8 protein-coding genes are annotated in these 12,839 nt (G+C 28.5%); all 8 read left to right on the forward strand.

What is annotated here, in order from left to right:
* Positions 1-228 precede the first annotated feature (228 nt).
* The 8 genes from CSBG_RS03400 to CSBG_RS03435 are packed head-to-tail and all read left to right on the forward strand — an operon-like array spanning position 229 to position 12,601.
* On the forward strand, positions 229-2,637 hold the full coding sequence (locus CSBG_RS03400; protein ID WP_008677097.1) for a hypothetical protein: 2,409 nt from the start codon (positions 229-231) through the stop codon (positions 2,635-2,637).
* A complete protein-coding gene (locus CSBG_RS03405; protein ID WP_008677100.1) occupies positions 2,637-3,560 on the forward strand; it encodes an ABC transporter ATP-binding protein in 924 nt (307 codons plus the stop codon). Before CSBG_RS03400 ends, CSBG_RS03405 begins: the two co-directional genes overlap by 1 nt.
* A gap of 14 nt (positions 3,561-3,574) precedes the next feature.
* Entirely contained in the window at positions 3,575-4,468 is an 894-nt protein-coding gene (locus CSBG_RS03410) for an ABC transporter permease subunit (protein WP_008677102.1), read from the forward strand.
* A 4-nt stretch (positions 4,469-4,472) separates the two neighbouring features.
* On the forward strand, positions 4,473-6,020 hold the full coding sequence (locus CSBG_RS03415; RefSeq protein ID WP_008677104.1) for a hypothetical protein: 1,548 nt from the start codon (positions 4,473-4,475) through the stop codon (positions 6,018-6,020).
* A 12-nt stretch (positions 6,021-6,032) separates the two neighbouring features.
* Positions 6,033-7,016 carry a MoxR family ATPase gene (locus CSBG_RS03420; RefSeq protein WP_008677106.1) on the forward strand — a complete coding sequence of 328 codons (984 nt, stop codon included), beginning with the start codon at positions 6,033-6,035 and terminating at the stop codon, positions 7,014-7,016.
* Between the two features lie 3 nt (positions 7,017-7,019).
* Positions 7,020-7,904, forward strand: a complete 885-nt coding sequence (locus tag CSBG_RS03425; protein WP_008677109.1) for a DUF58 domain-containing protein — start codon at positions 7,020-7,022, stop codon at positions 7,902-7,904.
* A gap of 12 nt (positions 7,905-7,916) precedes the next feature.
* On the forward strand, positions 7,917-9,704 hold the full coding sequence (locus CSBG_RS03430; RefSeq protein WP_008677110.1) for a BatA and WFA domain-containing protein: 1,788 nt from the start codon (positions 7,917-7,919) through the stop codon (positions 9,702-9,704).
* 14 nt (positions 9,705-9,718) lie between these two features.
* On the forward strand, positions 9,719-12,601 hold the full coding sequence (locus CSBG_RS03435) for a VWA domain-containing protein (RefSeq protein WP_008677111.1): 2,883 nt from the start codon (positions 9,719-9,721) through the stop codon (positions 12,599-12,601).
* Positions 12,602-12,839: the final 238 nt, after the last annotated feature.

Genomic DNA, 12,839 nt, shown 5'->3' on the forward strand with positions numbered 1-12,839 from the left:
TGAATATATCCATAAGCAAAAGATGATATTTTAGAAATTTAATATGGAATATAAATATGTGTATAGTAATTATTTTTGAGATTTTAGATAATAAGTTTATATAATGGTTATATTTTACAGTATATGTTAAAAATAAGAAAATTTTAAGAAATTGTTAAGAGAAAGTTATATTAATTAGGATACAATTAAGACATATGATTAAAAATATGTAACCTAGGGGGAATAGTAATGAAGTCATTTTTAAAAAAGAGTATGATAAGTACTTTTATAGCTTTAATAGTTATAAGTTTTTCTTTTACTAATATAACAGTAAATGCTAAAACTAGCGAATCAGAAGCTTACGAAATAAAAGTTAGTTATGGAATTCAAGGTAAGTATAGAGCTATGAAATATATACCTGTAACAGTAGAAGTTAATAGCTTAGAAAGAGATTTTATAGGTGAAATAGAAGTAAGAGTAGCTAGTTCCAATATGGGAACTTATGATGCTTATAGTAAAGAAGTTTCATTAACTAAAGGTGAAATAAGTAAAGTTACAATACCTGTAAAGGTATTAGAAAATTCAAGTAAAATGACAGTTAATATTGTTGAAGATGGAAAAGTTTTATCTCAAAAGAAGACATTAATATCAAATGGAAGAGTAACAGAAACAAATTTATTTACAGGAGTTTTAACTGATGATGCTACTTCGCTTGGATATATTGGTAATGTAAAGTTTGATTCAAGTAGAGGATTTGAAGGAACAATTGAAAACGTATATCTTGATGAAAACATAATAGGAGAAAATAATTTAAACATAGATGGATTAGATGCAATTATAATAAATAACTATAATATGTCTAATTTAAAAAAAGAGCAGTATGATGCAATAAATTCATGGATTAATAAAGGTGGAACTTTAATATTAGGTGCAGGTGCTAATGAATCAAAAACCATAGGAAGTATTGATAAAGACTTTTTACAAGTAAAATCTAATGGGGTTAAAGAAGAAAATTTAACTTTAGTAGAAGATAATTTAAAACTTATAACTTCTAATTTAGAAGTTAAAGATGCAAAAATTAAAAATGGGACATCAGAAAAGCCATTAGTTTATTCTATCGAAAAAGGTAGAGGTGAAATACTAATAACAACTTTTGATTTAGGGCTAGAACCATTAATATCATCAAAAGATGCAAGTAAATTCTTAAGTCTAATTCTTACAGATGCAGCAAATGGTATTTTTGATAAGAATATGAATGGTGGATATATGGGACAGGGGTATTACAGAGCAAGAGAGCTTATGCAAAGTATCCCGATAAATGAAATAGTAGGAACTAAGTCATTAATAGTAGTATTTGGTTTATATGCATTAATTATAGGTGTTGTACTTTATATAGTTTTAAAGAAGTTAAATAAAAGAGATTTAACTTGGATAGCTATTCCAGCAATATCAATTGTATTTGCCTTAGTTATTTATTTTATGGGTTCATCAACAAGAGTTAATGATGTAATTTTAAATCAAAACAATATAGTTTCAGTAGATAAGGATGGCAAAGGATTAGCAAAGGGATATATAGGGATAGGAACAAAATATAAGGAAGATGTAATTATAGAAAAGCCAGAAGATGTAACTATGAACTATATTACACAAGATACGCACTATTATGGTAATCCAGAAGAAGAAATAAAAGATAGATTAAGAGTAAAAACAACCTATAAGGGAAATAATTCTTATTTTACATTTGCTGATAGCGATGCATTAGATATGAAAACTTTTGAAGTTATAGGCAAGGAACAAGTTATTCCTAAGATTGATTCAAACTTTAATTTATCTGATGGGAATTTAAATGGAGTTGTAAAAAACAATTTAGATAAAAATATAAATAAATTAATTTTAGTTGCAGGACAAAATGTATGGGACCTTGGAGAGTTACCTAAAGGTGAGGAAAAGGCGATAGAAGGAGCAGCTACATCTGGAGGAGCTGGACTTCAAGCTTATTCAGATACCTTGAATCAAAAATATTATGATGCAAGATGGAATGATAAAGAAAAGTTAAAGACTGAAGAGTATAAAAATATTTTAAGAACATCAAGTTTATTAGCGTCGGTTTCTGATGAATTATATATAAATAAAGAAATAAAACTTATTGCCATTACTGATTTATCTATAGAATACGGAATAGATTTTGGTAAAAAGTCTATATCAAAATTCGATACAACAGCAATAATCCAAGATGTAGATATTGATTTTAAGAGTAAAGATGGAACTTTAAACTTCCCTGATGGATTCTTCTCATATAAAGTTGATTCAGTTAACTCATCTTCAAATGTTCATTTAGATGAATATAGTGGATATATATATGGTCAAGGTGATATTATATTTGACTATAAAATTGATGATAACATTGCTGTAACAGAAGTTATAGTAAAGTCTGGTGTTGATAGATATGGTTATAATGGTGGAGAAAATGGAGAGAAGTTTATATATAATTATAAAACTAGTGATTATGAAAAGATAACATTATCTCAAGGTTTTGAAAAGATAAAGGATATTGAAAACTATATTGAAAATAATACTATGAAAATAAAGGTAACTGTTGATGAGATGAAAGGTCAATCAATGGTTCCACGAATAACTGTTAAGGGGAGGGAAAAATAATGCTAGTTATAAAGAACCTTGAAAAATCTTATGGTAACTTTAAAGCTTTAAATGGATTAAACCTAGAAATAGAAAAAGGTGAGATATTTGGATTTATAGGTCCAAATGGAGCAGGAAAAAGCACTACCATGAAAATAGTTTCTGGATTACTTTCCCCAGATAGTGGTGAAGTTTATGTAGATGGAATAGATGCAATAAAAAATAATAAAGAATTAAAAGATAAAATAGGATATATGCCAGACTTTTTTGGTGTTTATGATAATTTAAGAGCTATAGAATACTTAGAATTTTATGCTTCAATATATGGTATTGTTGGTGAAGAAGCTAGAAAGTTATCTATGGATTTACTAGAACTTGTTAATCTACAAGATAAGTGGGATGCAAATGTAGATGGGTTATCAAGAGGTATGAAACAAAGGTTATGTTTAGCAAGGTGCTTAGTTCATAATCCAGAGTTGTTAATATTGGATGAGCCGGCTTCAGGTATGGATCCAAGAGCAAGATTTGAGATGAAGGGAATATTAAAAAATCTTAAGGAAATGGGAAAGACAATCATAGTTTCTTCTCATATACTTTCTGAACTTGGAGAAATATGTACTAGGATTGGAATAATTAAAAATGGATCTATAGTATGTGAAGGAACTGTTGAAGAAGTTATGCTTAGAGCTTCAGGTACAGCCCCTATTAATATAACTGTTATGGAAGATCCAGAAAAAGCAATAGAGGTTCTAAAACAAATACCAGATGTTAAGGAAATTTCATTAGATGGAAACAAGGTTACAGCTAGTGTAGCAGGAGGCGAAAAGGAAGCTAAGGAAATATTAAAGGCTTTAGTTACACAAGATGTATCAGTAATAGGTTTTGCTAAAGCAGTTGGTAATTTAGAAGATGTATTTATACAAATTACAGAGGATGATAATTAGAGGGGGGAGTTAAAATGAGATTGAATCCAGTTTTAAGAAATGAGAGCAGATTAACTGTAAGAACGCCTAGATTTACAATTATGTTGCTTATTTATATAGCTATTTTATCAGCAGGAACATTATTATTTTACAATATTTATAGTAATGAGATTTATGCAAGTGGATTGAATATGCAAGGCTCAATAATACTTTATATAGGTATGGCATTTGCTCAAGCTGTACTTTTAATGTTTATAGTACCATCATTAACAGCAACTTCAATATGTTCAGAAAGAGAAAAGCAAACATTAGATATACTGCTATCAACTAGATTAAGTCCATTTCAAATAATAATTGGTAAGCTATTAGCATCATCACTTAAGGTAATAATGTTAATAGTATGTACGATACCTTTATATGCAATTTGTGCTTTAATTGGTGGAGTGAAAATAAGTAATATATTAGTGCTTATATTATCATTTATTATTAATACAATATTTGTTGGGGCAATAGGAGTATTTGTTTCAACATATGCTAAGACATCAAAAGTTGCAACAGCTTTAACCTATGCAATAGTATTATTTATATTTGTAGGTACTATAGTTATAGCTTATGTAATTTTTATTATTACTATGTTGAGGTTAAGTGGAGGTCCAATTACTACACCTCCAACAATATCACCTATAGTATACTTAAGCCCAGCAGTTGGTTTTGGAAGCATGCTTTCAAATCAAGTAGGACTTGGAAATGATTTTCTTTATATGCTTACAGAAATAGGAATTTCAAAATATGCTGAATATATTTCTATAGGAATTCAAGGAATATTAACTTTTATATTCTTATATTTAGCAGCTAGAAGGTTAAATCCACTAAATAGAAAAAGAAATAAGAAGGTAAAGATTAAGACAAAGAATAAAGTAAAGGAGTAAAGCTATGAATTCTTTAAATAATGAAATATTAACCTTTATAAAAAAGGCATCAAAAAGAATTAGGGCGAACTTCATAATAAACTTGAGCATAGTAGGTTTAAAATACCTACTATGCTTAATCTTATGCTTATTATTAATATCTTTATTTATAACATTTCCATATGTAGAAGAAGTTTCTCTTAGTGTTTTAGCTTTAGGATTAATTTCAATAATAATATATGGATTTATAAAAGCACCTGGTAAAAAAAGTGTTGCTTTAATAGTTGATTCAAAAGGATTAAATGAAAGAGTTACAACATCTTTAGAATTAATAAATGAAGAAGATAATATTTCAATTGCTCAAAAGAAAGATACTGTATCTTTTATTAAAAATTTTAGGATAAAAGATAATTTAAAAATAACTGTAGATAAAAAGCAAATATTTATGGTTTTAGGATTAATAATAATGTGTTTTATGACTTCATTTATAGATACTTCAGCTAAAAAAGAAGCTAATTCAATTAGAGAATTTAATAAATATCAACAGGAATTTATTAAAAAAATCGAAGAAGAAAAGAAGTTAGTTGAAAAATCAGAAGAATTAACTGAAGAAGAAAAAGAAGCTATAAAAAAGATATTAGAAGATGCAAAGAAGGAGTTAAAGGAAAGCGAAAAGAAGCTTGATGTAAATAAAACTTTAGAAAGAATGGAAAAGAAGCTAGAAGATAAAAAGAATGAAGCAAAGAATGATAAAAGTAAATCTGCTATAGAAAAGACTCAGAAGAATTTATTAGATGAGTTTAATAAAGATAAAGAAGAAGGCGCAAAGAAAGACTTAAATAAATTGACTAATGAGCTTATGAAAAAGAAGGAAGGTAAAGAGATTGCAGATGCAATATTGTCTAAGGATAAAGAAAAATTAGAAAAGGCTTTAGGATACTTAAAAAAATCCCTGGGAAATATGAGCAGTAGTGAGCTGAATAATTTATCAAAAGCTCTTGCAAATGCTGCTAATAGTGTAAGCGATGAAAATCTTTCAGAGGCCTTAAGTGAAGCTTCAAATTCAGTTTTAGATGGAAAGCTTGATGCAGAAAGTTTAAAGGAGGCTATTCAAAATTCACAAAATAATAGTAGTGGAAAGAAGCCTGGAGATAAAGAAGGAGAAGGCGAAGGTGAAGGCGAAGGTCAAGGTCAAGGAGAGGGCGAAGGACAAGGCGAAGGAAATGGATCAGGTAGTGGAAGTGGAAACGGAAGCGGAAATGGAAGTGGAACTGGCTGGAATATGGGAAGTAATGAAGGTACAGAAAATGATTTAGAAAATAAAGGAGGGGAGCAAATATATATCCCTGGAAGAGAAGTAGGAAATGATGAAAATCTAACTGGAAATAAAAATCAAGAGGGAAATTCCCAAACTATAGAAACTGAAAATGGATTTAATTTAGATGGAAATAAAATAAATTACGATAAGGTAATAGGAGATTATACTAACAGTGCATTAGAAGGTGCAAATAATAGTAATCTTCCAGAAAGTTTAAAAGATCTTATAAAGGATTATTTTGAAGGATTAAACTAAGAGGTGAGAAAGATGGAAATAAGTGAAAAAGAAATTATAGAAGTTTCAGAGAAAATAAGAATATGCGAAGAAGAAATATCAAAAGGGATAATAGGACAAAAAGATATAATCAGAAATGTTTTAATTGCTATTTTTGCAGATGGTAATGTGCTTTTAGAAGGTATGCCTGGAATGGGAAAAACTCAATTAGTAAAGACAATTGGAAAGGTATTAAACTTAAGTTTTTCTAGAATACAGTTTACACCAGACTTGATGCCAGCAGATGTAGTTGGAACAAATATAGTAGTTAAAGAAAATGATAAAACTTTATTTAAATTTGAAAAAGGACCTGTATTTACAAATTTACTATTAGCAGATGAAATAAATAGAGCAACTCCTAAAACTCAATCTGCTTTACTTGAAGCTATGGGAGAAAAAACAGTAACAGTTGGTAAGACAACTTATGAAATGGCAAAACCATTTATGGTGCTTGCAACTCAAAATCCAATAGAACAAGAAGGAACATATCCACTTCCAGAAGCACAATTAGATAGATTCTTATTTAAGTTAAATGTAGATTTTCCAAATCTTCAAGAGCTTAAAGAAATTATGGATTTAACATTAACTAATAATAAAGTTCAAATTGATGCTGTACTTGAAGGTGATGAAATATTAAAGATAAGAGAAGCAATTAGAGAAATAAAACTTGCAGAAGCAGTTAAAGAATTTGCATTAAAGCTTATATTAGCAACTCATCCAGAAATTCCAGAAGCTTCAGAGTTTGTTAAGAGATATGTAGAGGCAGGAGCAAGTCCAAGAGCTGCACAAGGTATTATTAGCGGGGCAAAAGTAAGAGCTGTTATGGAAGGTAGATTAAATGTATCATTTGACGATATTAAGGCTTTAGCTTATCCAGTTTTAAGGCACAGAATAATACTAAATTTTGATGCTATAACAGAAGGTTTAACAGAAGAAAGTATTATAGATAAGATACTAGAAGATTTAAAGGTTGTGTAAAAAATGAGTGAAAGGATATTTAATGAGGACTTTTTTAAAAAGCTAAATAAAATAAATATGAATATAAATTTTAAGCTTTCCTCAGGAACACAAGGAGGAAGAAAGTCAAAAGCAAAAGGAGTTTCTGTAGAGTTTTCTGATTATAGAGAATATGCTCCAGGAGATGATTTTAGACGAATAGATTGGAATGCATATGGTAGATTTGATAAGTTTTTTATAAAGGTTTTTATGGAAGAAAGAGAAGGTGTTTTTAATTTCTTTGTTGATAAAAGTAAGTCAATGGATTATGGAAATGAAAACAAAAAAGATACAGCATTGAAAGTTGTTGCTGCTCTAAGCTATATTGCCTTAAATAATCTAGATAGAGTAAATATAAGTACTATGGATAATGGTGATATACAAAGTATAAAATCAGCAGCTGGAAACAAAGCCTTTCAAAGGATATTAAAAGAGTTAGAAAATATTGAATTTGATGGTAAAACAGATCTTACAAGTAGTATAAAAAAGAGACCATTAACTCCTAGAGGTGTATCTGTAGTGATATCTGATTTTTTAAATAATGATGGATTAAAAGATTTAGAAGATGCTCTTAAGTATTTAGCTTTTAAAAAGCAAGATATAATACTAGTTCAAATATTATCAAATGAAGAAATTGATCCAGAGTTTAATAATGAAATTACCTTTATAGATAGCGAAACAGGAGAAAATGTAAAAATGAGCTTAACTCCAAGTTTGATAAAAGAGTATAAAAATACTTTAAAATCTTATAAAAAATCTATTGAGGATATTACAAGAAAATATGGTGGTAAATTTATAAGTGTAAATTCATCTATGGAAATAGAAGAGATAATATTAGGTGAGTTTAGCAAGAAAAGAGTATTGTATTAGGAGGATTATGTTATGGGATTTACAAATTTATGGCCCTTATTCTTATTAATAACAATTCCTCTTTTAATAATGCTTTATATATTAAAAAGAAAGTATAAAGAAGAGGTTATATCTTCAACACTTTTGTGGAATGAAGTTTATAAAAATACTAGAGCGAATACTCCATGGGAAAAGCTAAGAAAAAATATTATGTTACTTTTACAAATAATAATATTACTTTTACTTATTTTTAGTTTAATGAGACCTTTTTTAAACTTTGGAGGTAAAAGTTATAAAAATATTATTTTAGTATTAGATAATACTGCAAGCATGAGTGCTGAATATGGAAATAATACTAGGCTTGATGAAAGCAAAGCCCTTGCTAAGGAGTTTTTACAATCAACAAAGGATGATACTAATACTTTTATAATAAGCTTTGATGGAAGTAGTAACTTACTTCAAAATGGAGATTTTAATAAAGAAGTTTCTAATGAAATAATTGATTCAATATCTCAAAGCTATAATACTGGAGATATAAATGATACTTTATCATTTATAAAGGCAATAGGCCAAGGAATTGAAGAAGAATATGAAGTTATAGCTTTTACAGATAAAGAACTTTCGTTAGGTGATGTAAATGGAAAGGTTGTATCATTAGCAAATTCAGGGGTAAATGCATCTGTAGACAATGTATCTCATAAATTCCTAGAGGATAAGGTAAGAGTTATAGCAACTATAACAAATAGAGGAACAGGAGTTTATGAAGGAGATTTTTCGCTTTATGATGGAGAAGAACTTGCTGCTGTTGAAAGCTTGCAATTACAAGAAGGAGAAAATAAAACATTAACTTTTGATTTACCTAAAATAAATGGTGAAGTCTTAAAGGGAGAATTATCTAGAAAAGATATGATTTTAGGGGACAACACTTATAGCCATGTTGTAGGAAAGAAAAAGGTAAATAAGGTTCTTATAGTTACAGAACAAAATGTATTTTTAGAAAGAGCCTTTGGTAGTATTGAAAATATAGAAGTATATAAGACTAATGATGCATCAAACTTAACAAGTGCAGATGCATATGATTTATATGTATTTGATAATATTACTCCTGATATAATGCCATCGAAAGGAAGCATACTATTTATTAATCCAGCTTCAAATGAATTCTTTAATGTTGTTTCAGGTGGCGAAGGGGGAGAGGCTAAAGCTGTTATAGGAGAACTTTCAAAGTACTTAGAAGATACAACATTTACTGCTGCTAAGTATAATGCAATAGAAATTCCTTATTACGGAAGAGGTTTTTTAAATATAGATGATAATTATATAGGTTTTAAGGGAGAAGTTGATGGAAGAAAAATAGCTGCTTTATCTTTTGATCTTCACAATAGTGATTTTGCACTTAAAAAGGAATTTCCTGTATTAATGTATGAATTAGGAGAAAATTTAATATCAAGTGGAATGGTGTATAAAAGCAACTTTAAAGCTGGAGAAAAAATAATAGCTAAAGGTGTATCCTTAGATAATAATATTACTTTAACATATCCAAGTGGAAATACATTAGAAATAAAATCAGGTGATGAGATAAAAGAAGAGAGTGAACTTGGGATTTATAAGCTAAATGTTTTAGAAGAAAAAGAATTATTTTCAGTTAACTTTCCATCAGAAAAGGAAAGTAACACTAATATAAATAATATTGGTGAAAGTGAAAATATAAGTGATGCAAAGGCTGATTTGAAAAGAGGTTTAAATCTTTCTCCATTACTTGTAATATTAGCTATTTCAGTAGTAGCTTTTGAATGGATTATGTATAAGAGAGGAAATTAGGAGGCAAAGAAGAGATGAAAATAGAAATAGGAAATTTATACTTTTTAATATTGATTCCAATAATTTTTGCCTTTATGTATTATAGCTTTAAAAAATATAAACCATGGAGTAAAAATGAAATTGCAATATTTATAAGTAGAATAGTAGTTTTTACGCTTTTAATATTAGCATTTGGAAATATAACTATAAATTTAAAAGGTAGAAATATATCAACTGTATTCTTATTGGATGTATCAGAGAGTGCAAGTGACTTTGAAGAATCAGGGAAAGATTTTATATCTACAGCTATAGAGTCAATGCCAAGAGGAAATAAAGCTGGAGTAGTTTTATTTGGAGATAATTCAAAAATTGATAAAGTTCTAAATAAGAAAAAGGAATATAAATCTATAGACGAAAAGCCAGTGGTTACAGCAACAAATATTCAAGAAGCAGTAGAAAGTGCTTTAGGATTATTTGAAAGAGGTGGGTCTAAAAGAATAGTCTTAATAACCGATGGTGAAGAAAATCAAGGTGATATATTAAAGTCTACACCATTAATAAATGAACAAAAAATAGATTTTAAAGTATATAAAATTACAGGAGAAAAAGGCGAAGAAATTTACGTTGATAATGTTAAGGTACCAGATAATATATCAGTAGGAGAGGAGTTTTCGGTTTCTATTGATATAAAATCAAATTATGCAACAAAGGCAAAGCTTACATTATTTTCAGGAAGAAATAAAGTAGGTGAGCAGCAGGTACAAATACAAAAAGGAAAGAACTCCTTTGTATTTAAAGATAAGCAAAGCTCAGGTGGATTTAAGGGCTATAGAGTTTTAGTAGAAGCAGAGGGAGATACAAATAAAGTTAATAATGAATTTAGTACTTTTACAAACGTAATGGATAAGCCTAATATTCTTCTTATTAATGGAGTTAAAGGCGATTCGGAAGCTTTAGAAGGAATATTATCAAATTCAGGTGCTAATATTAAAAAAATAGCTCCAAGTGCATCACCAAGTACTTTAAATGAATTATTAGAATATAAATCAATAGTTTTAAATGATGTCCATAGAGATGATTTGAGCAATGGCTTTATGGATAATATAGAAGCTTATGTAAAAGACTATGGTGGTGGATTAATAACTTTTGGCGGTGAAGATTCTTATGCTCTTGGAGGATATAAAGATACTTCACTTGAAAAAGTATTGCCTGTTTATATGGATAAGAGAGGAAAAAATGAAGTTCCTGCAATAAGTATCAACTTAATAATAGATAAATCAGGTAGTATGAGTGCTGAAGGTGGTGGAGTTAGTAAGTTAACTTTAGCTAAGGAAGCTGCAATGAAGGCATTAGAAAACTTAAGAGAAGTAGATGAAATATCAGTAATAGCCTTTGATGATACTTATGATGAGGTTGTACCATTGCAAAAGGTTGGAGATAAAGAAGCTATAAAGGAACTTATTTCAGGGATTCAAATAAGAGGAGGAACATCAATTTATCCTGCTCTTGAACAAGGTTATAATATGCAAATGCAAAGTAGTGCTAAAATAAAGCACACAATATTATTAACTGATGGTCAAGATGGATATGGATTAGATAATTATGCTACTCTTCTTCAAAACTTTATTGATAATAATATTACTCTTTCAACAGTGGCAGTTGGTGAAGGGGCTAATGCAGGTCTTTTAAATCAACTGGCTTCAATAGGAAAAGGAAGAAGTTATTATACAGATATATATACTGATATTCCTAGAATATTTGCAAAGGAAGTTCTTTTATCAGCAGGGACATATATAATAAATGAAGAATTTACTCCTAAGATATTAAGTAACCATGAAATATTAGCAGGAGTAAGAACATCAGATGGAATCCCAAGTTTACTTGGATATATAGGAACATCTATAAAAGAAAATGCAGTTGAAATATTAAGCTCTAATCATGACGAACCAATACTTGCAGCTATGCAATATGGAATAGGGAGAACAGTAAGTTTTACATCAGATGTTAGTGGACAATGGAGTAAAAACTATTTAGCTTGGGAGTATGGACCACAACTTATAAAAAATATGGTTTACTTTACTATTCCAAAGTATGGCGAAGAAGGAAAGCTTAATATTAGCCAAGAAGGAAATGAAGCAAAAGTAGAATTTTACAATGATAAGATATCTAAGGATGCAAAGGTTAAAGGGATATACAATGGAGAAAATGGCGAAGAAGGGGAATTCGAATTAAGCCAAGTTGAACCAGGAAAATTTGAAGCTAGTATTCCACTAGACTCATTAGGATTTTATAATTTTAGTATAAGAGAAGAGGAAAGTGGAGAGGTAAAAAATAATTATAAAGGAGCATTTGCTCTTCAATATTCAGATGAATATAAATTTAATACTAATGGAGAAAAGTTAGATGTAGTAGTTAAAGAAACAAAGGGAAGTTTTATAAACAAGCCAGAAGAAGTTTTTGAAGGAAAGCTTCAAAGAGAATATAAAAAGATAAATTTAACAACTCCATTAATAGTAATAAGTATTTTATTATTTATGCTTGATATAGCTTATAGAAGATTAAATATAGATTTAGTTAGATTCTTTAAGAAGAGAAAAGATAAAGTTAAAAAAGAAAAAATAGCTAAAAATACTAATTCTATAAAAAATAATGAAGTTAAGATAAAAGAAGAAAAGAAAGCTATTAAAGAAAATATCATATCACCAGAAAATAGTAAGGGAAAAAATAAAATTAACACTAAAATAAGTGTTGAAGATGATGAGCAAAATTTAAATAAAGAAAATGAAAACAAAGGAAAAATAATTAAAGAAAAAGGAAGCAAAAGATCAAAGAAAAATCTAGAGAAAGAAGTTCCAAAGAAAGAATCATTAGATACAAGTGCTCTTCTTAAGAAAAAGAGCGATAGAAAGAAGATATAGTGATAAAGTAGCTATTGCATATTTAAAAATTTATATCTTATATTAAAGGAGCTGTCTACGACAGCTTCTTTATTTTATATATTACTGAAATTTATAAAATCATTGGGACGTGAGTTTTACTATAAAAGGTATTGTTAGATGTTTTTTTATAGAAGGTAATAATTATTTTTACTAATGAGAATATTAAAGAAAAGTTAAAAAAATAGACGTTATTGAATTTAGTATTTTATTGTGATAG

Source organism: Clostridium sp. 7_2_43FAA (genome assembly GCF_000158375.2).
Lineage (GTDB): Bacteria > Bacillota > Clostridia > Clostridiales > Clostridiaceae > Clostridium > Clostridium tertium.

What these genes read in the sequence shown, in the direction of transcription:
- CSBG_RS03435 (WP_008677111.1), top strand. Translation starts at nt 9,719, where the DNA reads ATGAAAATAGAAATAGGAAATTTATACTTTTTAATATTGATTCCAATA.
- CSBG_RS03420 (WP_008677106.1), top strand. Translation starts at nt 6,033, where the DNA reads ATGGAAATAAGTGAAAAAGAAATTATAGAAGTTTCAGAGAAAATAAGA.
- CSBG_RS03415 (WP_008677104.1), top strand. Translation starts at nt 4,473, where the DNA reads ATGAATTCTTTAAATAATGAAATATTAACCTTTATAAAAAAGGCATCA.
- CSBG_RS03425 (WP_008677109.1), top strand. Translation starts at nt 7,020, where the DNA reads ATGAGTGAAAGGATATTTAATGAGGACTTTTTTAAAAAGCTAAATAAA.
- CSBG_RS03430 (WP_008677110.1), top strand. Translation starts at nt 7,917, where the DNA reads ATGGGATTTACAAATTTATGGCCCTTATTCTTATTAATAACAATTCCT.
- CSBG_RS03400 (WP_008677097.1), top strand. Translation starts at nt 229, where the DNA reads ATGAAGTCATTTTTAAAAAAGAGTATGATAAGTACTTTTATAGCTTTA.
- CSBG_RS03405 (WP_008677100.1), top strand. Translation starts at nt 2,637, where the DNA reads ATGCTAGTTATAAAGAACCTTGAAAAATCTTATGGTAACTTTAAAGCT.
- CSBG_RS03410 (WP_008677102.1), top strand. Translation starts at nt 3,575, where the DNA reads ATGAGATTGAATCCAGTTTTAAGAAATGAGAGCAGATTAACTGTAAGA.